General features: G+C 61.6%; 32 protein-coding genes and 1 pseudogene. 11 read left to right on the top strand and 22 right to left on the bottom strand.

Going from position 1 to position 17907, the window contains the following annotated elements; translation table 11 throughout:
- Nucleotides 1-222: 222 nt before the first annotated feature.
- The 22 genes from ACHZCU_RS19355 to ACHZCU_RS19250 all read right to left on the bottom strand — a co-directional run bounded on the left by ACHZCU_RS19355 (nucleotide 223) and on the right by ACHZCU_RS19250 (nucleotide 11459).
- The gene (locus ACHZCU_RS19355) at nucleotides 223-1494 is read right to left on the bottom strand and encodes a hypothetical protein (RefSeq protein ID WP_319520163.1); all 1272 of its coding nucleotides are present in this window, start codon (nucleotides 1492-1494) and stop codon (nucleotides 223-225) included.
- A complete protein-coding gene (locus ACHZCU_RS19350; protein ID WP_319520162.1) occupies nucleotides 1488-1727 on the bottom strand; it encodes a hypothetical protein in 240 nt (79 codons plus the stop codon). The genes ACHZCU_RS19355 and ACHZCU_RS19350 overlap by 7 nt, the downstream gene beginning before the upstream one ends.
- A complete protein-coding gene (locus ACHZCU_RS19345) occupies nucleotides 1724-2275 on the bottom strand; it encodes a hypothetical protein (protein ID WP_319520161.1) in 552 nt (183 codons plus the stop codon). The genes ACHZCU_RS19350 and ACHZCU_RS19345 overlap by 4 nt, the downstream gene beginning before the upstream one ends.
- On the bottom strand, nucleotides 2272-2703 hold the full coding sequence (locus ACHZCU_RS19340) for a hypothetical protein (RefSeq protein WP_319520160.1): 432 nt from the start codon (nucleotides 2701-2703) through the stop codon (nucleotides 2272-2274). Before ACHZCU_RS19340 ends, ACHZCU_RS19345 begins: the two co-directional genes overlap by 4 nt.
- A complete protein-coding gene (locus ACHZCU_RS19335; protein ID WP_319520159.1) occupies nucleotides 2700-2945 on the bottom strand; it encodes a hypothetical protein in 246 nt (81 codons plus the stop codon). Before ACHZCU_RS19335 ends, ACHZCU_RS19340 begins: the two co-directional genes overlap by 4 nt.
- Nucleotides 2942-3355 (bottom strand): ASCH domain-containing protein, encoded by a 414-nt coding sequence (locus ACHZCU_RS19330; protein ID WP_319520158.1) that lies wholly within the window; start codon nucleotides 3353-3355, stop codon nucleotides 2942-2944. The genes ACHZCU_RS19335 and ACHZCU_RS19330 overlap by 4 nt, the downstream gene beginning before the upstream one ends.
- Nucleotides 3348-4418: a hypothetical protein gene (locus ACHZCU_RS19325; RefSeq protein ID WP_319520157.1), complete on the bottom strand. Its 1071-nt coding sequence runs from the start codon at nucleotides 4416-4418 to the stop codon at nucleotides 3348-3350. The genes ACHZCU_RS19330 and ACHZCU_RS19325 overlap by 8 nt, the downstream gene beginning before the upstream one ends.
- 9 nt (nucleotides 4419-4427) lie before the next feature.
- The gene (locus tag ACHZCU_RS19320) at nucleotides 4428-4670 is read right to left on the bottom strand and encodes a hypothetical protein (RefSeq protein WP_319520156.1); all 243 of its coding nucleotides are present in this window, start codon (nucleotides 4668-4670) and stop codon (nucleotides 4428-4430) included.
- Nucleotides 4667-5473, bottom strand: a complete 807-nt coding sequence (locus ACHZCU_RS19315; RefSeq protein WP_319520155.1) for a hypothetical protein — start codon at nucleotides 5471-5473, stop codon at nucleotides 4667-4669. Before ACHZCU_RS19315 ends, ACHZCU_RS19320 begins: the two co-directional genes overlap by 4 nt.
- Entirely contained in the window at nucleotides 5470-5724 is a 255-nt protein-coding gene (locus tag ACHZCU_RS19310; RefSeq protein WP_319520154.1) for a hypothetical protein, read from the bottom strand. The genes ACHZCU_RS19315 and ACHZCU_RS19310 overlap by 4 nt, the downstream gene beginning before the upstream one ends.
- Nucleotides 5721-6095 (bottom strand): DUF4326 domain-containing protein, encoded by a 375-nt coding sequence (locus tag ACHZCU_RS19305; protein ID WP_319520153.1) that lies wholly within the window; start codon nucleotides 6093-6095, stop codon nucleotides 5721-5723. Before ACHZCU_RS19305 ends, ACHZCU_RS19310 begins: the two co-directional genes overlap by 4 nt.
- On the bottom strand, nucleotides 6092-6343 hold the full coding sequence (locus ACHZCU_RS19300; RefSeq protein ID WP_319520152.1) for a hypothetical protein: 252 nt from the start codon (nucleotides 6341-6343) through the stop codon (nucleotides 6092-6094). The genes ACHZCU_RS19305 and ACHZCU_RS19300 overlap by 4 nt, the downstream gene beginning before the upstream one ends.
- On the bottom strand, nucleotides 6340-7011 hold the full coding sequence (locus tag ACHZCU_RS19295; protein WP_319520151.1) for an HNH endonuclease: 672 nt from the start codon (nucleotides 7009-7011) through the stop codon (nucleotides 6340-6342). The genes ACHZCU_RS19300 and ACHZCU_RS19295 overlap by 4 nt, the downstream gene beginning before the upstream one ends.
- Nucleotides 7008-7367, bottom strand: coding sequence for a hypothetical protein (locus ACHZCU_RS19290; protein WP_394706143.1), 360 nt, complete (start codon nucleotides 7365-7367; stop codon nucleotides 7008-7010). The genes ACHZCU_RS19295 and ACHZCU_RS19290 overlap by 4 nt, the downstream gene beginning before the upstream one ends.
- A complete protein-coding gene (locus ACHZCU_RS19285; RefSeq protein ID WP_319520149.1) occupies nucleotides 7364-7585 on the bottom strand; it encodes a hypothetical protein in 222 nt (73 codons plus the stop codon). The genes ACHZCU_RS19290 and ACHZCU_RS19285 overlap by 4 nt, the downstream gene beginning before the upstream one ends.
- Nucleotides 7586-7588: 3 nt before the next feature.
- Nucleotides 7589-7741 carry a hypothetical protein gene (locus ACHZCU_RS19280; protein WP_319520148.1) on the bottom strand — a complete coding sequence of 51 codons (153 nt, stop codon included), beginning with the start codon at nucleotides 7739-7741 and terminating at the stop codon, nucleotides 7589-7591.
- Nucleotides 7738-8331, bottom strand: a complete 594-nt coding sequence (locus ACHZCU_RS19275; RefSeq protein WP_319520147.1) for a hypothetical protein — start codon at nucleotides 8329-8331, stop codon at nucleotides 7738-7740. The genes ACHZCU_RS19280 and ACHZCU_RS19275 overlap by 4 nt, the downstream gene beginning before the upstream one ends.
- Complete coding sequence (locus ACHZCU_RS19270; protein WP_319520146.1) at nucleotides 8328-8528, bottom strand: hypothetical protein; 201 nt, start codon at nucleotides 8526-8528, stop codon at nucleotides 8328-8330. The genes ACHZCU_RS19275 and ACHZCU_RS19270 overlap by 4 nt, the downstream gene beginning before the upstream one ends.
- The gene (locus ACHZCU_RS19265; RefSeq protein WP_319520145.1) at nucleotides 8528-9148 is read right to left on the bottom strand and encodes a hypothetical protein; all 621 of its coding nucleotides are present in this window, start codon (nucleotides 9146-9148) and stop codon (nucleotides 8528-8530) included. The genes ACHZCU_RS19270 and ACHZCU_RS19265 overlap by 1 nt, the downstream gene beginning before the upstream one ends.
- Entirely contained in the window at nucleotides 9145-9591 is a 447-nt protein-coding gene (locus ACHZCU_RS19260) for a hypothetical protein (protein ID WP_319520144.1), read from the bottom strand. The genes ACHZCU_RS19265 and ACHZCU_RS19260 overlap by 4 nt, the downstream gene beginning before the upstream one ends.
- A gap of 213 nt (nucleotides 9592-9804) precedes the next feature.
- A complete protein-coding gene (locus tag ACHZCU_RS19255) occupies nucleotides 9805-10713 on the bottom strand; it encodes a hypothetical protein (RefSeq protein WP_319520143.1) in 909 nt (302 codons plus the stop codon).
- A gap of 62 nt (nucleotides 10714-10775) precedes the next feature.
- A complete protein-coding gene (locus ACHZCU_RS19250; protein WP_319520142.1) occupies nucleotides 10776-11459 on the bottom strand; it encodes a S24 family peptidase in 684 nt (227 codons plus the stop codon).
- Nucleotides 11460-11546: 87 nt separating this feature from the next.
- Here ACHZCU_RS19250 and ACHZCU_RS19245 point away from each other — a divergent pair, with 87 nt between their 5' ends.
- The 11 genes and pseudogenes from ACHZCU_RS19245 to ACHZCU_RS19195 all read left to right on the top strand — a co-directional run.
- Nucleotides 11547-11810 carry a hypothetical protein gene (locus ACHZCU_RS19245; protein ID WP_319520141.1) on the top strand — a complete coding sequence of 88 codons (264 nt, stop codon included), beginning with the start codon at nucleotides 11547-11549 and terminating at the stop codon, nucleotides 11808-11810.
- Nucleotides 11807-11992 carry a hypothetical protein gene (locus tag ACHZCU_RS19240; protein WP_319520140.1) on the top strand — a complete coding sequence of 62 codons (186 nt, stop codon included), beginning with the start codon at nucleotides 11807-11809 and terminating at the stop codon, nucleotides 11990-11992. Before ACHZCU_RS19245 ends, ACHZCU_RS19240 begins: the two co-directional genes overlap by 4 nt.
- A 30-nt stretch (nucleotides 11993-12022) precedes the next feature.
- On the top strand, nucleotides 12023-12151 hold the full coding sequence (locus ACHZCU_RS19235; protein ID WP_319520139.1) for a hypothetical protein: 129 nt from the start codon (nucleotides 12023-12025) through the stop codon (nucleotides 12149-12151).
- A 430-nt stretch (nucleotides 12152-12581) separates the two neighbouring features.
- Nucleotides 12582-13085, top strand: a complete 504-nt coding sequence (locus ACHZCU_RS19230) for a phage regulatory CII family protein (protein WP_319517261.1) — start codon at nucleotides 12582-12584, stop codon at nucleotides 13083-13085.
- Nucleotides 13086-13089: 4 nt separating this feature from the next.
- Nucleotides 13090-13374 carry a hypothetical protein gene (locus ACHZCU_RS19225; protein WP_319520138.1) on the top strand — a complete coding sequence of 95 codons (285 nt, stop codon included), beginning with the start codon at nucleotides 13090-13092 and terminating at the stop codon, nucleotides 13372-13374.
- 62 nt (nucleotides 13375-13436) lie between these two features.
- Entirely contained in the window at nucleotides 13437-13718 is a 282-nt protein-coding gene (locus ACHZCU_RS19220) for a DUF2312 domain-containing protein (RefSeq protein WP_394706156.1), read from the top strand.
- A complete protein-coding gene (locus ACHZCU_RS19215; protein ID WP_319520136.1) occupies nucleotides 13715-14251 on the top strand; it encodes a GcrA family cell cycle regulator in 537 nt (178 codons plus the stop codon). Before ACHZCU_RS19220 ends, ACHZCU_RS19215 begins: the two co-directional genes overlap by 4 nt.
- Complete coding sequence (locus ACHZCU_RS19210) at nucleotides 14251-15612, top strand: DNA methyltransferase (protein WP_319520135.1); 1362 nt, start codon at nucleotides 14251-14253, stop codon at nucleotides 15610-15612. Before ACHZCU_RS19215 ends, ACHZCU_RS19210 begins: the two co-directional genes overlap by 1 nt.
- Nucleotides 15609-16415, top strand: coding sequence for a hypothetical protein (locus ACHZCU_RS19205; RefSeq protein ID WP_319520134.1), 807 nt, complete (start codon nucleotides 15609-15611; stop codon nucleotides 16413-16415). The genes ACHZCU_RS19210 and ACHZCU_RS19205 overlap by 4 nt, the downstream gene beginning before the upstream one ends.
- Nucleotides 16416-16574: 159 nt before the next feature.
- Entirely contained in the window at nucleotides 16575-17276 is a 702-nt protein-coding gene (locus ACHZCU_RS19200) for a hypothetical protein (RefSeq protein ID WP_319517256.1), read from the top strand.
- Nucleotides 17243-17907, top strand: a pseudogene (locus ACHZCU_RS19195) (hypothetical protein); the annotation flags it as partial. The gene ACHZCU_RS19200 and the pseudogene ACHZCU_RS19195, both read left to right, overlap by 34 nt.

The following is a 17907-nucleotide window of genomic DNA, read 5'->3' as shown; positions in this document are numbered from 1 at the left end:
CGGCGGCGTGAGGGTATTTCCAGGCACGTGAACGAAAAAGGCCTGTCTGCGATCACAGACAGGCCTTTTTCAGAGTTTAGAAGGGGGTTTTTCGGAAATTCCCCTTGCGCCAACATGCAAATCATTCTAATTGCCCGCCAACGCTTGCTTTCCAGCGAGCTTGGGGCCTCGTGGCGGAGTGGTTACGCAGAGGACTGCAAAGCAGCGCACAATCCAATAAAATCAACGGCTATTCTGAATTTTGGCGGAAATCTTCCGCCTTTTTGCGTTTTTGGGATCTTTGATTTTGCTGGGCTTTTCGGCTTGTTCAGAATGGCCCATGCGCTTTTTCGTGGCTTCCAGAACGCGCATATCCGTCTCTTTGGCGTAGCCGCGATAGGCGGTCGCGGTCTTGTGTTTTGACAGCACGCGGCCCTGGCCTTCGGTCAGGCCGCGCTCTTCCAGTTCGGTCATGCCGCCGTGCCTGGCGGCGTCCAGCGTGAAGTCCGGCATGGCGAGCCTGTCGGCCATGGCGCGCACATCCTGCGATAGCCTGGTGCTGTCTCCAAACAGGGTTCCGGATCGCTGGCAGACGATCGAAGCGCCGCGGCGCGGCGTTCTGGCCAGAACCTTTTCCGCATCCGGATAGAGCGGGACAAGGTTGCCCTCCTCATCGATATATTCCAGCGGATGTTCCGCGCGCTGGCCGGTCTTCCTGTGATTGACGATGATGCGGTCGGGCGCGCTTTCGCCGCGATAGCCGCTCCATGCGGCAAAGCCGGCGCTGATCGATGACGGGCGCATCAGGAATTCAAAGGCCAGTACGGCCGCTGCCGCCAGTTCCGGCCGTTGATTTTCCAGGGCGCCTTCCGCAAAGCGATAGGTTTCGGCGCGGGTTGCGTGTTTCTTGACGGCTTTCTGCCGGCGCCTGATCGTCACGCCGTCCCATGGGTTTGGCGTGTCCGTGCGAAACAGGTCGGGGTGGTGCGGTTGCATGCGCTTCCATGCGGCCTTGCAATAGATGACCAGTTTTTCGGCTGTTCGCGGCGATGTTTCGGCAAACAGGTGGTAGACCTTTTCCGCCGTCGATACGCCGACGACATTGATCTTTGCATCGCCGAAACGCACCTCAAGCCCGTCTGAGCGGGTTATCCTGGCATCGCAGACGCGCCGGAACACGCGGCGGTAATCGTCGCGGGAAAAGCTGCCGACGCGCTCCAGGAAGCTGTCATGGCGCTGATAAGCGTTGACCAGCCATTCGACGGTGGCAAAGCGCGAATTGTCTGCCTGATGCAGCGGCGATTGCTCTTTCAGCCATCCGTCCAGCCGTTCATTCCAGATCGCTGCGGCCGCATCCAGTTCCTTTTGTCCGAGATCGACGCCGAGCGCGGCCGATCGATAGGGGCTGCCCTGTTTTCGATAGCGTGCGGGGCAGTTCCAGTAGAATGCAGTGCGGCCGGAAGCGAGGGTCTTGGGGGTCACGTAGCGGGGCAAAATCATCGGTATCATCACCATGCTTGCGGGTTTTCTGCGGCGTGCTGTTCGCCGATTACCCTGTCCAGATCGCTTTTCCGCCATGCCCGAAACCTTCCCTTGCCGCGTCCCTCATCGATATAGGGTTGCGGCCATATAGTACCGACGCGGGAAAGAAAGGTGTCAACCGATTTTTCGCCGACATAGCCGGCGGCCAGTTCATCGCGCAGCACGGCAGGCCATACGCCTGCGGGGATCAGGGCAGGGCGGGTCATCGTCCGCGCCTCCATTGTTCGAAGTCTTGCACCATGGCGCGCCAGCGGGCGGCGGCCGGGGCGTCCTCGTTCAGGTCCTTGCGGCTGTTCAGGGCCAGAACGAATTTGACGCGGGTGGCGGTCTTGTCCTTGTCGGTCGGCAGTTTCAGGTCGTGGCGCTCGGACATGAAGCGCTGAAAGGCGGGCTCGGCGCATTTCATGGCGCATTCTGCGGCATAGTCCTTTGCCGGTCTGCCGCCCTTGTTCTCGATCGCCTGACGCAGGCGCTGCACTTCGGCCTGTTCGGCTTGCAATGCCTTGCCGGTCGCCTCCAGCATGGCAATCAGATCGGCCGGGATGTCGATATGATGCAGGATCAGTTCACGGTTTGCCGTCGGGCAGGCATGGGGCAGGGTGCATATGCGCTCCGGCTCGCCCGGGTCCATCCCGTCGACCTCAAGGTGCATGCCGTCCGCATCCGCGAAGACGCTTGTGCCCCGCGCCGCGCCGGCAATCAGCGCGCGGTAGGATTCGAGGCGGTCTTTCGATGACGGGCGGGGCTGGGTCATGGGGCACCTGATCCTTCCAGCCGCACGCAGGCCTGTGCCTGAAATGTTTTGAATGTCAGGTCTGGGTCGACATCGGAGGCATCAAGATATGCTGCATAACGCGCCTTTCCTGCACTTGTTGAAACCACCGTTGTGCTCATGCCCAGCCAGGTGATTTGGTAAAGGCGGTTTTGATCACCGATTGCCTTCAGGTGATCGCGCAAGGCCTCGCGGCCAGCCCGCGTGACGTGGAAAACGTCGATGTCGTTATCGCGGCAAGATTTTTGCCAATGGGGCGAGGCGGACATTTCGCGGGCGATATCGCCATTGGCATTCGCGGCAAAATAATTCCGGTAGGTTTCGCCCATGGGATCCACCGGGCGGCCAAGCGCGTGGTCGATGTGGTCGAGATGCTTATCCTTGAGGTAACGGTTGACTTGGCGGCTCATGTTTCGATGCTCCTGCGCTGCCAACGCCGAAGAATGCGCGCCTGCCAGATGGCCGCAACTGCCGTGATCGCCAGTGTAATACCGGCATCCAGCCAAAAATCGTAAAAGCGAAAATCGGCTATGATATTTCCTGCTAAGAACGGCAACATGAACGACCAGACAGGCCAATCCGGAAGCGGTTTATCTCGGTACAATCGGCGGTGATCTGGTGTGATATCGATGAATTTGTCGAACCGTGTCATTCTTCCATCCTTTTCTGCCAGTCGAAGAACCCCAGCGCGCCCTTGACCGGCACAAATGGCGTCGGCTGCGGATTACGCAGCACGAAACCGAAGCGGCCGAAGAACCACGGGCTTTCGCTTGTCGTCACGCAATCGACGATCTCGACCGTGCCGATGATGCCGCCGCGCGTGATGGTGCCGTAACCGGGCACGATCGGCGGCTCGGCAAAGGGGCGGTGGACATGCACATGGCGGATCGTTTCCATGGCTTCGTCGTATTCGTCGCGCGTCATGCCCTTGGCCGCATGCAGGCAGATACGGCCGCGCAGGTTTGTGTGCCAGTTGCGGTTTTCGATATCCTTGCCCAGGTGCATGATGCAGTGCGCCCATGGCTGGCGGATGGAGAGGGCGAGTTTGGGGAGGTTATCCATTGCCCGGCTCCCCGGTCGGCCATGCCTGCGGCAGCGCGGAGCCGGTGGGTTTGGCGGCCTGTTTGGCGCGGATTTGCTCGACCTTTGTCCAGACGCGGGCAAGTTCGGTTTCGCCATTCTCGTGCATGTCGAGGCCATGGGCGAGGCAGAAGGCGGCAAGCGTCACCATCGTGCCGCCGACTTCCTGCGCGGGCTCGCCTGGCGGTCTCGACCATGTGTATTCCATCAACGATGTGATGCGCTCGCGCGGATAGCCGACGGCCTGCAGCAGCTCCAGCACTTCCTCGATAAGCCTGTCGCCGCGCTCCAGACGGTCGGCACTGATCTCGGCCCCGAAACAGGCCTGCATCCACGGATCGACCCGCTTCTGAAACGACTCCGGCCTGAAATCCTTCATCGCGAAGCCGCGCATTTCCTGCCGGTCGTAGTCATAGGCTTCGAGGATCCATTGCGGTTCCCGGTGCCATGATGTGCTTGTGAACTTCACGCCGATGGGGCGGATGCGGCGGATGGCGGTTTCGCCGCGCCAGTTGGTATAGGGCAGCACCAGCGGCGGCTCCGGCAGGCGGTCGAGCCTTGCCGCGCCCTCCTCGATGACCACGCGGAAGGTGGTGGCATCGCCCCAGAACCATGCGCTGACCGTGGTCTCCAGAGGCGGGGTGAAGGCTTCGGGGTCGTTTTTCAGGCCGTCGGCGATGACCTCTTGCAGGGTGTTGCAGAGATCGTCGGCGTCATCGTAAGCGAAATGGGTGGCATCTTCCGGAAAGGGTTCCGACAGCGTGTAGCTGCCATCCTCCGCCACCTTGATCGCGCTGCTGCCGTAATCGCGCTTACTGTCAAAGTCGATCAGATCGCCATGGCTGACGGCGATGCAGAAGGAACCGGCGTCTTCGAGATCACCCTCGGTCGGCACCAGAAACCATTTGCCATCCCTGGATTTCAGAAAGGCGTTCGGGTCTGCCTGTGGCAGCGGGGCGTATTCGTCGTTCCATTCCCGCGGCAGATATTTGGTGACGACCGTATCCTTGCTGTTGTCTTCCGGTGTGTTGAAAAAATTATTCATGGCATGACCTCAATGGCATTTGACGTGGTTGTCGATTGGCATTTCGATGGCCTCAATGGCGTTTTGAACGCAGGCCAGCGGATCGTCGTTTTCGGTTTCCATGACGGGAAATTCGTCGCCGGGTTCATAGATCATCAGCGCGTAAAGCGGTTCGTCCGGGGTGCTGCGGCCCTTGCCGAAAATCCAGTAGTAGCCGGCAAGGTTTGTGTGCAGCAGCGAGACGGCCTGCTGAAGCCTTGTTTCATCGCTCATTCGGCTTCCTCCCTGAAATGTGCGGCAAGCTCTGGCTCGTCTGCCGCCTGTTCGGTGAACATGGCAATCGCGTCCGCAAACCCATCGACCTGCATCAGGACGGGACCTTTTTTTGTGGGCGACAGCCGGTATGTGGTGGCCGGCCATTTCTGCAGCCGCAGGGCTATTTCCTTGATGAGCGGTTTCATCAGGGCGAATATGTCCGGCCCGCACGTAAAGCCTGCCCGCGCGGCAGGTTCATTTTGCAGCGCCTCGTCCAGCGCGATGCGCCAGTCGACGACTGCGCCTTCGGTCACCTTGTAGCTTTCGCCGATGACGATGCCCTGATGGTCATGGGCGATGGAGGTCGCGTAAAGCGCGGGCGTTTCGAGGGGCAATTCCTCTGGCCAGTCTGCGGCAAAGCGCGGCGGGATCATGCGCGGCGTGATGAAGGCGAAATGTTCGGCACAGAAGATATCGCCGGGCTGCATCCATTCCGGCGCTTCGAACTCATGCCGTTCGCCGCAATAGGTCATGGCGATGCGCTCCCGGCGCCTGGCTGCCTCATAGGCGGCATCGGGAAACATGATCGTCATCGGCCCGGTTGCGCGGCCATCGGGGTCGTGCACCACCGCTACACCATGGCGGCAGGCGGCCGCGATATAAACCCCGCCCGCCGGAGCCGGTTCGATAATGATGTTGCCCCTGTGGGTCAGCACGTGGGTGCAATAGGGGGCCTGCCGGCGCTGATGGCGCGAAAATTCGTGCATGGCGGCAAGCCAGCGGCTGTCAAAACGGGCAAAGGGTTTGATGTCATCGCTCATAGCAATCTGTCCTGTCTTGTGATGTCGCCGGCGCGGCGGCGGGCGCATGCGGGGCAATAGTGCTGCCAGCTGCCTGCGGTGCGGCGGATGATCCAGCCGCGCGCCCTGGCATTGGCGGAAACGCGCTGGCGGGCGAGGCGAAAGAGATCGTTTCGCACGGGCGCGGGTTCGAGGATGGCCCGGTCGAGATTGGCCGAGCCGCAGCTGTCGCAGGTGATGTTCAACTGGCCGGCGGCCGGGGCGATGGTCATGGCGCGGCCTCGCAGGCGAGTTTGAGAAGCACGTCGGCATGGCAGGGCGCATCGAGCCGGCACCAGCAGGCAAGGTTGAAGCCGCGCAATTCCGGGATGCGCGCAATAATCGCGTCCCGCTGCCGCTCTGTCGGTATTCGTTGGCAGGGGTAGGCCCATAGGTCGCCGTTCAGCCAGTCCTCGAATGCATGGACGGCTGTTTTCGCCGGATTTTGAAAACCGGCCTCGGCGGCCATTTCCACCTTGAACGGATTTCCAAGCGGTCCGGGTCTGGCGACGACGACGGCGGGTAGGCCGTTGGTGGCCAGCGAATGGCGCTGGAGATTGAAGCCCTTTTTGCGGGACAGGCGGATGCGAACCGGCTTTGTCAATGCAGCCTCCTGCCGTTCTCCGGCGGTTCGTCGCTGCCGGCCAGATCGGCTTCGAGAATCAATCGGCTCAGGTCCAAAACGGCCTCGCCAATCGCGCCTTCATCGCGGTCGATACGGATTACGATCCAGCACAGGCCGGCCAGCACGGTAAGCGCGTCGTCTTCCGAGAGGTTATGGCGGGTCAATTCCTTGATAAGGGTGTCGGCGGTGCTGTTTGCCAGGCGGGCGATGATGTCTTCCTGTGTCATGACCGTCCCTCCGGGAAAGCGTCATTCGGCTTTCGCGTTTCCTTCAACTGATGTTTTAGCTTGGCGACGGTGAGAATGGCGGGGCGGACTTCGGGTTCGGCGGACTGATAGTCCAGCCCGCGGTGACCATTGAGATATGGCAGCATGGCGCGGGGAATGAGCGCCCAGTTTTCCGGGGCGCTGTTGCGTCTGTCGCCGTCCAGGCATTTCAGGCAGTGTCCCGCCGGAATGGCGCCGTTGGCCTCCTCCCACAAGATCAGGTGGATGGCGCGCCACCGCTCGTGTGCCGGTCCATCCTCACGGATCTTGCGTTCCGGATATCCATCCTTGCTGAGGCGCTCCGTGCCGATCGGCTTCAGGTTATCCTTCGCCGCGCCCGTCAGATTTCCCGGACGGTACTGCGTTTTGCGGGCGTTCGGGTGGCGTCCGCCCTTGCCGGGCGGCCAAGGCTTTCCCTTGTTATGGGGTGTCTGCCCCGGCGTGAAGCAACCCGTCCGTCCGGTCATCCACCCCCTTCGCTTGCAAAGCGCATTGAGGTTGATCAGCGTCACGTCGTCGCGGCCGAAGTGCGCGCAAAAGGCCGCGTGCATGGCGGCGCGCGGGTCCTTCGCGTGCGCCTCGATCCATGTCAGTTCCGCCTCGCTGTAGGAAATCCCGCGCCCCTTCATTGCTTTTTCCCTTCCAGCATCGGCACCATCTTCAGGAACCGGTCGCCGTGACTGACCACCAGATGAGCGGCCTTGATGGCGGTGTCTGCGTTGGAGATGATCTGCGAGGCGACGGACACCACCGCCTCGGCGCGCTTAACCTCGACTTCCAGCTGTTCCGGCGTCTTTTCCTGATCGGACAGGCGGTCGAGCTGCGAAAACAGGTGTTCGTTCAGGTCTCCAAGGCTGTGGCTCATGGTATTTTCCTCTCTAATTCGGTTTTCTTCAGGCGCTGCCTGAACGGGCTTCATTAGCCGGTCGCGCACGGCGCGGTAACTAGTCTTGAGGTCCGCCTCGTATGCTGCGCCGCCGCTCATCGGGCCTTTTCCTTTCCGTCGGGGTGGACGGCCTTTGCGGTTGTGGGCAGGCGGCGGGCCTTGCCGGCCTTGCGGCTGAACAGCCGGAAGACCAGAAGCGTGACGGCGATGGCGGCCGCGATGTAAAGCGCGCCAAGCGCAAAGCCCGCCACCATGGCCGGGGTGGACCGCGCGAAAGCGGCCAGTGCGGCGGTGAGGGCAAGGATGGTCTCAGCCATGCGTTACACTCCTGTTGCCGCTGCCAGCGCCATTTCAAGCGCGACAAGCTGGTGAATTGTGAGAAAGACAAGGATCGCCGCGCCAATGATGACGGCGGGGCGCGCCAGCCGGCGCATGGCGGTGCAGTCTTCCGGGGTGAGTGGGTGGTGGGTCATGCCGCACCGCCTTTCGCTGCTTCCAGGGCAGTGCGAAGCAACGTGCGGGCCTGATGTCCGATGGCAAATGCAGCGACCGGTGATGAGATGATAGCTTCGGCGGCCTTGATCATGTCGGTTACCCAAGGCGGGGGCGGTAGGCGTGGGGCGAAGGTGTTCACCGCGATCGTTTCGAGGATATGGCGCTCATAATCTGCAAAGGCGAGTGCCTTTGCTTCCTCAATCGTCGGTGAATTGGTCAGGCCGTTGGGGGGTCTCAGTATGCGTCGGCCGATATCGACGGTATATCCGCCGCTCCATGCATCCTGAATTCTGTAGATTCCCAAGGCGGTTACCGCCTCTGGCGCACCATAGCTGGTTTCTCCCCATTCCATTGGAAGCACGCTCACAAGCGGCGCAGCGCAGCTTTCGGGTTCGGAAATCAATGCCGGCAGGCCATCCTTAAAATCGTCGACAAGGTCGGAAACAAGCTGGGGTGTAACGCACCCATCCGGCGCGTTACGCAGGGCGCTTTCGGCCCATCTGATAATTTCCTCCCGCGTTGGATCAGCATGGATGGTGATTGTTTTACGCTTGGCATTCGTGCTCATGCCGCACCGCCTTTCAAAAGGCCGTTTGCTTTTGCGTAACTCAAGGCCATTTCTTCGGCGCTGTTTTCAATGAGCCGTTCAATGCTCTCGCCGGTGGCTTCAGAGGCGTGCTTGAGCCATTCAGTGGCTTGCGCGCTGATCAGGACATTTGCCGCCGCCATACCTTTAAGCGGGCCGTGTTTATCTATCTTGGCCATCACGCACCGCCTTCCTGATCAACATCATCCGTCGCAGGAATGACTTCCTCATTGCGCCAGCAACTGAAGGTCCAGACATGCGGCCATGCCTTGTGGTGCGTCAGCCAGTCGGACAACGTGTCCTGCAGGCGGGTCGTCAGTTCGTCGCGCTGTTCCTGCGTGCCGCCAAGATCATGGCCGAACCCGTCGCCCTCCTGGTCTCCGAGGTCTTCGTTTTTCTCGGTAAGAACGCCGAGGATGTCATCGGCATCGGGCAGTCTGGGGTGCGCTTTTGCGGCTTCGAGGATGACGAATTCCTCCTCGCCGTACTCGCCCCGCCCCGCGGCAATGGCGTCTTCGCGGGTGGGTGCTGAGCCGGCCATGCGCTCGGTGTCCTTGCCATACCACCATTGCCATTCCGGCTCGGTGGGCGCGTCACTGTCTCGATACTTCATGCCGCAAAACGGGCAGTATGTCGGAATGACGCTGCAGGCCTTTTTCTTGCCGCGCCCGGTCTCGATCTGTTCGGTGCGGATATGAGGGCGGACGCCATCGATCGCGTGAAACAGAAGCATCGGCGCGATGCGGGTGTTCCGCTCGGCAAGCCCTTCGTCGAAAATTTCGATGCATTTGCAAGTCATGCCGCACCGCCTTTCCATGTGGCTGGGATCCATGGTTGGCCGCTGTGACGGACTTCCACGGTGGTGTTGGCGTCGTGGCTCCAGCGGCGGATGAAGGCTTCGAGGGCGGCGTGGTCGCCGCTTGCTTCATCGATCACGTTGCCGGTCATGCGGCTGACGGCGCGAAAGCGCATGATGGGCTGATCCGTCAGTCCGGCCAGTGCGTGGTCGGGCAGGGGGCTGAGTGCGGCCTGCCAGTCGCCCGTAAGCCATGCGCGGATTGCGCTGCGCAGCCGGCCGTTATCCTCGACTACCTGCAGCAGCGCGGTGACAAAGGCCTCCATGCTGCAGGGGCGGCCGTCATCGGCGGTGATCAGAATGCGGTGCGTCGTGCCGGCGCCATTGCCGGTCATCTCAACGCCGGGCGGGATCGTGATCGATCCCCTGCAGGTGATATCGTGCATTGCTGTCCCTTCCCTTGATGCCGCCGCCGGGTGGCGCTTTGCGCCTGTGGCGGTTCCGGCGGCGGCGGTGGTCAGGCCTGGGGACGGCCTGATGGGAGGAAGACTAATGCGGATGATAATCCGCGTCAATAGGTTGTGAGGATAATAATCCGCATTGAGGGCGCGCGCTGTCGTTCGGCATCAGATGCCGCTGACGTTCATGCTGATAGGTATTTACTGCAGGCGTCTGATAAGGTTGGGGATGGCGCGGCCTTCAGGGCCGTAAAGATAGTTGCCTGTGTGGCAAGTTGCTTCTTCGCGATTCGTCTTGTGGCTGGCGATTCTGTCATCGGTCGCTGTAAGCAGGGGATTGAAGTCAGGCCCGTCGATATTCATGTCGATTTTCCAGCGGGCAGAGATGGACGATAGCGTCGTCGGGTCGAGTTCTTCGCTTTTGCATATGTGAGCGATTGCGCGCGCATTGGCGATATGGGCGATGGCGGATTGTTTGTCTGTCGGCGGCACGGTGAGTGGGCGTGCCTCCTCTAGCTGCCTGTCTTGCTCGCGTTTGTATTCCTCCCAGTCGATCGTCTTTTTTTTCCTGTCTTCCTCCGTCAACTCCGGTACTGGCTCCGGAATTGATGCCTCGGTCATGCAAAAATTCAGCATGGCGTTGGCGGCGGCTGTCGAGCCTGTCACCGGCAGGCGGATCGTCTCGGTTATATCGGTAACCTTGATGTAGAAAGACCTTTGGGCCTCGACCAGATCATCCAGCAGATATCTGGCGCTTTCACCTTCAATGTCGGCGTCGAGGCCGATATTGCCGTTCGCAAGGGTCACGTCGTCGGCATATTGAATGTGGCTGTTGAAGTCGTCTATTTGGACCTGCTCAAGAAAATCGTAGGTCGGCAGGCGGTAGTCGTCGGCGGCGAGCGGAAGGGCGAGGCGGATGGTGATGCGGTCGCTTTGTTCCTCACAGATGATGAATAAGCCGGAATCCTGGCTGTCCATATAATTCATGATCATGCGGCGGTCGCGCGCGAAGGGGTCGTCCTCCGGTGCGGCGCTCCATCTCAAATAGTCGGCATGTGCGTTCGACGCCGCCAGGCTTGCTGCGATAATCAATATGGAAAAGTGCCGCATGCCCGTCCTCCATGCATGATGCGCGTGCGGCATATTAGGCCGGTTCTGGCTGTTATGGCAAATCAGGCGCCGAACATCTCGTTTGTGCTGAGTACCTTGTGGCGGGCTTTGACAAACTTTTTCGGGATCGTGATCGTCAGCCCGTTACTGCCTTCCCGCGTGTGCTTGTGGAGGCGAATGTTTTCCGCATCTTCGGCGTCCAGTATTCCGAGCGTTCTCTGTGGCCCGGTTCCGTGGTCGGTGATGACGACGACGCAATCATTGACGCGCGGCGGTCGCGACGGGTTCAGGAAAATGAGATCGCCCGGGAAGAATTGCGGCTCCATAGAGCGCCCTTCCACGTAGAGCGCATAGATCCCGGAAATGGAAGCAAGGGCTGGTGGTGGCGGTACTGTGCCGATTGTTTCCGTTTCTTCGGATGGTGCTCCCTGGGAATATGATGCGGAGACGGTTCCTCTGATAGCGATATCGCGCGCGGAAGGTGTGGCTGGCGCTGTCTGGGGCGGCGGTGCAAAGTGCGCCGATGGCGTTTCGTTTTCGCCGTCGCCGGTCATTAGCCAATCACGACTGACATTAAAAAGAGAGCTTAATCCGTCAAGCGTCTTGATGGACGGCTGTTGGTTTGTGCCGTCCAAAAGTTTGCGCAGCGTTGCGCGGTCGACGCCGGCCGCCTTGCTGGCACCGCTCACGCTCATTCCTGCGTCTTCGATCAGGCCTTTAAGGCGCTCTGCAAAGGTCTCGCTCATGTGCGGAATTTTATCCGCAAAGGTGACAGGATGACAGCGGGATTGAAATCCCTTGACAGTGCGGATTGAAATCCGCATTGTGCGCACATGACAACCTTGCGTGAAAATCTGGTTTTGGTGGCCGATGCATTCTGTGCCGCCAAAGGGTTCGGCCGGAAACGGCTTTCGACGATCGTGCTCAATCGCGGCAGCACGCTCGACCGGCTGGCCACGGGCGATGCCGATATCACCACCGGCACATATGAGCGCGCCATGGCCGCGCTTTCACAGCAATGGCCCGAAGGGGCGGAATGGCCGGCGGATGTGCCGCGGCCAACGCCCGCGCCGCTGACAGGGGAGGCTGCGGAATGACCCGCTGGATGATGAGCATTCTTGCCGGCGCGTTTGTCGCCGCTTTTTCGGCGCTGCCGCCGATCCTCGGTTTTGTGCTCGGGGTTTCCGTCGTGTGGGTCGTGATCCTGTTCCATGAAGGGGATCGCATGGCCGCCGAGGATTTTTCCGGTGACGGACAGGATGAATGGGAGGGCTATTGATGGCCTTGCCGGTTTTTCGGGAGATGAATGATGGATATGCAAGCGCAGATACTGGATCTTCAGCAACAGGTTTCCAGTTTGCAAGCCGTCGCTACTTTTCACGCCATCCTCATTATCGGTTTGGCGGTCTGCCTTCTGCTTCTGTCCCTGGGGCGCTGAGCGCACCGGTTTTCCTTTCAGGTTCCCCTCATGCGCGTTTTTTCGAGTGTTTGGCGCGCATGCACCTTGCCCCGCCTCTGGCCGCAGGTACTGCGTTGGCCGGGGCGGGGTCTTTTGTTTTTCTTCGCGCGCGGAAGGGGTTCTTGCTGCCTCCTGGGCACCGCGCGCGGCGCAGCGCCGGCTTTTACCTCCCGGCCGGGCTGTGCAGCCGGGGCGGCGTCTTCCTTCCGCCGCCCCGGCCTTCTCGTTCATTCGATCGTTCATCATCGGTTTCATCGTCTTCATTCCGGCGGCGCCTGCGGCCGCCCTAGTCATGCTGCGCTGCAACAAGACCTAAGCCGTTGATTGTTTTCCCGCCATGGGAAACGCCGCCGGGTTTTCCCGGCGCGGGAATTTTTTGTGCTTTCGCCAGACGAAACGGGAGTGAGACATGCAGATTTCAGAGGCCTTTCACCACCGCATCAAGGCGGCGCAGCGCGACCTGATCGAGCGTTGCGGCGGTATCGAGCGGACGGCCAGCAAGGTGGATTTTTCCAAGAGCCAGGTGGGCCGGTGGAACAGCCCGGCCGATGGCGAACACATGCCGGTTGCGGCGATTGTGACGCTTGAGGCCGATTGCGGCCTGCCGCTGGTGACCGCCGTGCTGGCGGAAGCAAACGGCAGGCGGCTTTCCGACCCGGAAGCCGAACGGGCGGCGGAAGCCTCGATCATGAAGGCCAATGCCGAGGTGATGCGCGCGGCCTCCGAATTCGCCAATTCCATGGCGCTGGCCATTGCCGACGGCAAGGTGACGCCGAGTGAGGCGCAGACCTGCGACCGGCAGGCGGCGGCCATGGAAAAGGTACTTTCGGAAATGCGCCGGGCGCTGGCCATGGTCAAGGCGCATGGCGGCGAAAAGGCAGAGCTGCGCGTCGTCTCCGATGGCGAGGCGTGACGCCATGACCACGCAAGATTTCCCCCCGCGCGGCGATTGCCGGCTGACTTCGGTGGCCGGGTTCACCAGCTGCCGCTGCGGCTGGAGTGACCACCCGCTGAACGTGATGCCCTGCGAAGCCGCCCATGATGCGGCGCAGGATGAAGCCATCCGCAAGGCCATTGAAGGCGCGCAAGACTGGCGGCCTGCCGAACGATTGAAACGTGGCGGGGCACCGGGCGCGCTTGCCGACGCCAGGAAAAAAGATGCGCGGTTTTCCACGACAGCAAGACCGGAGATAAACCCATGAGTGATTTTGCCCCCATGGCCATTGGCGGCCGCACGGATGAAAACCGGGAGACGCGCGCAAAGGTGCGCGCCGGCGGGCCGGCTGTGGCGCGCGATCAGCTGCGTTCGATCGTCGAGCGGATCGAGCGGCTGGAGGAAGAAAAAAAGACCATCGGCGACGACATCAAGGATGTCTATGCCGAGGCAAAGGCCACCGGTTTCGACACAAAGGCTGTGCGGCGGATTATCGCGCGGCGCAAGAAGGACCAGCAAGAGGTGATGGAAGAGGATGCCGTGTTCGAGACCTATCTGGCCGCGCTTGGCATGCAGCTTCCGCTGCCGCTTGACCGGGAGGGCGACCAATGACCGGCAAACCATGGACGGAAACCGACATTGACCGCATGGCCGGGCTTTATGGCGATGGCATGAGCTATGCCGAAATTGCCGATGTGATGGGCTGCGGGCGCAGCGCCGTGGCCGGCATTGCCAACCGCCATCGCGACCGGTTTCGCAAGCGCAACAGCGATGAGCAATACATGGCGCGGCGGATGGCAAACGAGGCCGAACGGCAGCGCAAGGCCGCGGAGAAAAAAGCCGAACGGGCGGCAGAAGCGCGCCGGCGCGCCGCCGATCTGGCCGAGGCGGAAAAGGCGAAAGCGCTGGCGGATGCCGATGCCGGCAGGAAAGCGGGCGATTTTGCCGGGCTTGGAATTCCCGGTTCCGCGCCGGTCATCCTTTCCGCGCTGGGCACCTATGATTGCCGGCTGATCCTGACGGATGTCGACGACCCGCCGCTGGCCGATCCGCCCTGCTGCGGACGCCCGGTCAAGGAGGGCAAATCCTTTTGCGCGGCGCATTGCGCGCTGCTCTATCAACCGCGTGAAAAGAGGGCGGCGTGATGGGCGATTTCACCACGTTTCTCGATGGCCGGGTGCGGCTTTTTGCGGGCGATTGCCGTGATGGCGTGGCCGCGCTTGCTGATAACAGCATCGACGCCGTGATCACAGACCCGCCTTATGCGCTGGAATCGATCCGCAAGCGCTTTGGCGGGCCGAATGCCGCGAAGGCACAGCATGGGCGCGATGGCGCCTTTGCGCGCGCCTCTGCCGGGTTTATGGGGCAGAAATGGGATACCGGCGAGGTTGCCTTTGATCCGGCTTTTTGGGCTGACGTGTTGCGGGTGTTGAAGCCGGGCGGGCATGTGCTCGCCTTTTCCGGTACGCGCACCTATCACCGGCTGGCAACGGCGATCGAGGATGCCGGGTTTGAAATTCGGGATATGACGGCCTGGCTTTATGGTACGGGCTTTCCGAAAAACCATGACGTTGCCAAGGGTATCGACAAGAAGCTTGGGGCGGCGCGCAATGTTGTGGGCCGCGAGACGATTACCAACGACATGCGCGGCGGTGCGACGCTGAATGTTGCCAAGGATGGAAAGCGAGAAAGCTTCGAGCGGGACATCACCGAGGCTGGGTCCCCCGAGGCTGCGAAATGGGAAGGCTGGGGCACGGCGCTGAAGCCGGCGATGGAGCCGATGTGTCTGGCGCGCAAGCCGCTCGACGGGACTGTTGCCGAGACCGTGCTGAAATGGGGTACGGGTGGGCTGAATATCGGGGCTTGCCGGGTAGATGCGCCAGAAGGCGCCGTCGTAAAAATAACTCACAGCGAAACCGGATCGGTGCGCGGATATGGCGGTGGCATCAAGGGCGGTATTAGGTCGGCGCCGCAAACTGCCGGTCGATATCCCGCCAACGTTCTGCATGACGGCAGCGCTGAAGTTATCGGTGCATTTCCCGATGCCCCGGGTCAGCAGCGCGCCGTCGGGCCCGAGCATGGCGCCAAGGCGAGCGTCTATTGCTATGGGGATTTCGGCCCTCGTGATCATTTCGAACCGCGCGGCGATGCGGGCTCCGCCGCCCGCTTTTTCTATTCCGCCAAGGCCGATGGCGACGATCGGGTCGGGTCAAAGCACCCGACGGTCAAGCCTGTAGATCTGATGCGCTATTTCGTGCGGCTGGTCACGCCGCCGGGCGGGCTAGTGCTGGATCCTTTTGCGGGCACCGGTACCACGGGTGCGGCCGCCTTCTATGAAGGATTTTCGGCCATTCTCTGCGAGCGCGAGGCTGATTATCAGGCCGACATTGCCGTGCGCATGCGGCTCTGCCTTGCCGGGCCGGAAGAGCGCAAGCGCGAAATCAGCAAGCGAAAGAATGCCGATGAGACGCCGCTGGGCGGGCTCTTTGCGGGAGGTGAAGCATGAGCTGCCTTCAGAGTTTCACCGCGGAAGAACAGCGCCAGCGGATGGCCGCAAAGGCCGTGCGCGCGCGGCTGATGCGGGCAGGGCGGTGCACGACCGTGGCGACGCTACCTGCGCCGGAAAAACCAGAACGGCGGCGGCTGGTGTTTTTGCAGCCGCCGGCGGAACCGGCGGGCAGCGGCGGGGTTTATCACGCCTCACGCCGCGCCGTTTGCCCGCCGGATGCCCTTGAAAGCTTTCTTATGGAGCGCTGCGCGGCCTGCGGGCTGGACATTGCCGAAATCCGCTCGGAGCGCCAGGACGCAGCGCTGAGAGTCTGGCGGCGCCATCTGGTTTTCGAAATGTGCCAGCGCTTTCCCGATGCCGCCTATACCGAAATCGGCCGTGCTTTCGGCCGCTGTGGCAGCGCGATTTCGACAATGATGGCCAGAATCGAGCGCCGGCGCGCGGCGGGCATGGAATTGCAGCCGCCCGCACGGCCGCAACCGGCGGGGCAGCATGCCGCGGCAAAGGCGCGGCCCGGCGAAACCATGCACGCCTATATGCGCCGCCGCGCGCGGGCCATGGGCTTTTCGCCGTCCGCGCTGACCGCCCGCCGGGGAACGGCCGACCGGGTGCTGGCAAAGCACCTGATTGCCTGGGAACTGCGCCTGAATTTCCCTGCCGCCAGCAACCCGCAGATTGCCCGCGTGCTGGGCTATGGCGACCACACCACGGTGTTGTACGCGCTGCGCCGGATCAATGCGCTGGCGGCAAAGGGTTTTCCCGGTTTGCAGCATCTGCTGGAGGGCAAACGTGATGATTGACGGCGCCAGACGACACGAAAACCCGCGCGGGCAACGCCTGCGCGCGCGCATTGGCGAACTTTGGAACACAGGCCGGCACTCGACCTACGAGATAGCGGCGCTCTGCCACCTCGATGAGGCGGACGTCTGCCGGATTTTGCGGGAATTGGAGGGGGTGGGATGCGTATCCTGATCGGTTGCGAGACATCCGGCGTCGTTCGGCGGGCCATGGCCGCGCGCGGACATGATGTCTGGTCGTGCGATCTGTTGCCTGCCGAAGATGGCAGCAACCGCCATATCGTCTGCGATATCCGCGATATTCTTGGCGATGGCTGGGACATGCTGGCCGTCATGCATCCGCCTTGCACGCGGCTTTGCAACAGCGGCGTGCGCTGGCTTTTCGGGCCACCTAAGAACCCGCCGGCAGAGGCGCGCGGGCAAGAGCGGGCGGCATGGGCAGAGATGCCGGAAGAACAGCGCCTTTTGATCATGTGGCGGCTCCTGGATGAAGGTGCGGCGCTGTTTTCTGCCTGCTGGAATGCCCCGATCGCGCGCGTTGCGATTGAAAACCCGGTGATGCACCGCCACGCCAAGGAACGGATCGTCAATTATAGGAAACCGGACCAGACCGTGCAGCCGTGGTGGTTTGGCGATGCTGCCTTCAAGGCGACCTCGTTTTATCTTCGCGGCCTGCCGAAACTGCAGCCGACGAACCGGCTTCAGCCGCCGAAGGCTGGCACAGATGCGCACAAGCGCTGGTCAATCGTGCACCGGGCCTCGCCAGGGTCGGAGCGCTGGCGGCTGCGTTCGCGGACCTATCAGGGCATTGCCGAGGCAATGGCCGCACAGTGGCCTGCAGCCGCGATGGAGGTGGCAGCATGAGTATCGAAGTGCAGCAAAAGGTGCGCAAAGCTGTCTTCGGAAGCCCGAACCGAAAGGCTGTTGCAATCCGCCTGTCGGATGCCGCCAGCGATGACGGCAGTGGTATCTGGATGGCCGTTGAAACGATTGCCACGGAAACGGAACTGTCGGAGCGGACCGTGCAGCGCATTCTTCATCAGTTTGTCGATGAGGGCATTCTTGTTCTCGTTCGTGAGGCGTCCGGCGTCGTCGGTATTGGCAACCACTACGATATGAACCTTCAGGCGATTGCAAAACTGCCGCAAATTCCACCGCGCGGGCGGCGCAACAGGCCGGCAAAAGATGGCGGTTCCGATGCTGCCACGGGTGACACGGTGTCACCCGTGGGGCCAATTGTCACGGGTGACACTGACGACATGACGGGTGACACGGTGTCACCCCACGGGTGTCACGGTGACACCCGAACCGTTATTGAACCATCAATAGAACCATCAAGAGAGAGAGAGGGTGCGCGCGAGCGCGATCGATCTTTCGATCGGAAAGAAGGCCAGACCGCAGAGACCGGACCGGATGAAACGCCGAAAGGGCTTGAAAAGCGGTTTCGTGTGCTGGAGTTTGGCAGCGGCGGCAAGTCGATCCCGTGGCCGAATGC

The organism is uncultured Martelella sp. (assembly GCF_963677965.2).
Classification (GTDB): domain Bacteria; phylum Pseudomonadota; class Alphaproteobacteria; order Rhizobiales; family Rhizobiaceae; genus Martelella; species Martelella mangrovi.
The sequence above is the reverse complement of the archived record's forward strand: the minus strand, read 5'-3'. Positions and strand labels throughout refer to the sequence as shown.

Coding starts and splice junctions, on each gene's coding strand:
- ACHZCU_RS19280 (WP_319520148.1), bottom strand. CDS start 7,741: ATGACCCACCACCCACTCACCCCGGAAGACTGCACCGCCATGCGCCGG.
- ACHZCU_RS19325 (WP_319520157.1), bottom strand. CDS start 4,418: ATGAATAATTTTTTCAACACACCGGAAGACAACAGCAAGGATACGGTC.
- ACHZCU_RS19200 (WP_319517256.1), top strand. CDS start 16,575: ATGCGTATCCTGATCGGTTGCGAGACATCCGGCGTCGTTCGGCGGGCC.
- ACHZCU_RS19240 (WP_319520140.1), top strand. CDS start 11,807: ATGACCCGCTGGATGATGAGCATTCTTGCCGGCGCGTTTGTCGCCGCT.
- ACHZCU_RS19250 (WP_319520142.1), bottom strand. CDS start 11,459: ATGAGCGAGACCTTTGCAGAGCGCCTTAAAGGCCTGATCGAAGACGCA.
- ACHZCU_RS19290 (WP_394706143.1), bottom strand. CDS start 7,367: ATGAGCGGCGGCGCAGCATACGAGGCGGACCTCAAGACTAGTTACCGC.
- ACHZCU_RS19230 (WP_319517261.1), top strand. CDS start 12,582: ATGCAGATTTCAGAGGCCTTTCACCACCGCATCAAGGCGGCGCAGCGC.
- ACHZCU_RS19245 (WP_319520141.1), top strand. CDS start 11,547: ATGACAACCTTGCGTGAAAATCTGGTTTTGGTGGCCGATGCATTCTGT.
- ACHZCU_RS19270 (WP_319520146.1), bottom strand. CDS start 8,528: ATGGCCAAGATAGATAAACACGGCCCGCTTAAAGGTATGGCGGCGGCA.
- ACHZCU_RS19235 (WP_319520139.1), top strand. CDS start 12,023: ATGGATATGCAAGCGCAGATACTGGATCTTCAGCAACAGGTTTCCAGT.
- ACHZCU_RS19335 (WP_319520159.1), bottom strand. CDS start 2,945: ATGACACGGTTCGACAAATTCATCGATATCACACCAGATCACCGCCGA.
- ACHZCU_RS19205 (WP_319520134.1), top strand. CDS start 15,609: ATGAGCTGCCTTCAGAGTTTCACCGCGGAAGAACAGCGCCAGCGGATG.
- ACHZCU_RS19310 (WP_319520154.1), bottom strand. CDS start 5,724: ATGACCATCGCCCCGGCCGCCGGCCAGTTGAACATCACCTGCGACAGC.
- ACHZCU_RS19300 (WP_319520152.1), bottom strand. CDS start 6,343: ATGACACAGGAAGACATCATCGCCCGCCTGGCAAACAGCACCGCCGAC.
- ACHZCU_RS19320 (WP_319520156.1), bottom strand. CDS start 4,670: ATGAGCGATGAAACAAGGCTTCAGCAGGCCGTCTCGCTGCTGCACACA.
- ACHZCU_RS19215 (WP_319520136.1), top strand. CDS start 13,715: ATGACCGGCAAACCATGGACGGAAACCGACATTGACCGCATGGCCGGG.
- ACHZCU_RS19315 (WP_319520155.1), bottom strand. CDS start 5,473: ATGAGCGATGACATCAAACCCTTTGCCCGTTTTGACAGCCGCTGGCTT.
- ACHZCU_RS19225 (WP_319520138.1), top strand. CDS start 13,090: ATGACCACGCAAGATTTCCCCCCGCGCGGCGATTGCCGGCTGACTTCG.
- ACHZCU_RS19355 (WP_319520163.1), bottom strand. CDS start 1,494: ATGGTGATGATACCGATGATTTTGCCCCGCTACGTGACCCCCAAGACC.
- ACHZCU_RS19295 (WP_319520151.1), bottom strand. CDS start 7,011: ATGAAGGGGCGCGGGATTTCCTACAGCGAGGCGGAACTGACATGGATC.
- ACHZCU_RS19265 (WP_319520145.1), bottom strand. CDS start 9,148: ATGACTTGCAAATGCATCGAAATTTTCGACGAAGGGCTTGCCGAGCGG.
- ACHZCU_RS19285 (WP_319520149.1), bottom strand. CDS start 7,585: ATGGCTGAGACCATCCTTGCCCTCACCGCCGCACTGGCCGCTTTCGCG.
- ACHZCU_RS19330 (WP_319520158.1), bottom strand. CDS start 3,355: ATGGATAACCTCCCCAAACTCGCCCTCTCCATCCGCCAGCCATGGGCG.
- ACHZCU_RS19345 (WP_319520161.1), bottom strand. CDS start 2,275: ATGACCCAGCCCCGCCCGTCATCGAAAGACCGCCTCGAATCCTACCGC.
- ACHZCU_RS19255 (WP_319520143.1), bottom strand. CDS start 10,713: ATGCGGCACTTTTCCATATTGATTATCGCAGCAAGCCTGGCGGCGTCG.
- ACHZCU_RS19340 (WP_319520160.1), bottom strand. CDS start 2,703: ATGAGCCGCCAAGTCAACCGTTACCTCAAGGATAAGCATCTCGACCAC.
- ACHZCU_RS19260 (WP_319520144.1), bottom strand. CDS start 9,591: ATGCACGATATCACCTGCAGGGGATCGATCACGATCCCGCCCGGCGTT.
- ACHZCU_RS19350 (WP_319520162.1), bottom strand. CDS start 1,727: ATGACCCGCCCTGCCCTGATCCCCGCAGGCGTATGGCCTGCCGTGCTG.
- ACHZCU_RS19275 (WP_319520147.1), bottom strand. CDS start 8,331: ATGAGCACGAATGCCAAGCGTAAAACAATCACCATCCATGCTGATCCA.
- ACHZCU_RS19210 (WP_319520135.1), top strand. CDS start 14,251: ATGGGCGATTTCACCACGTTTCTCGATGGCCGGGTGCGGCTTTTTGCG.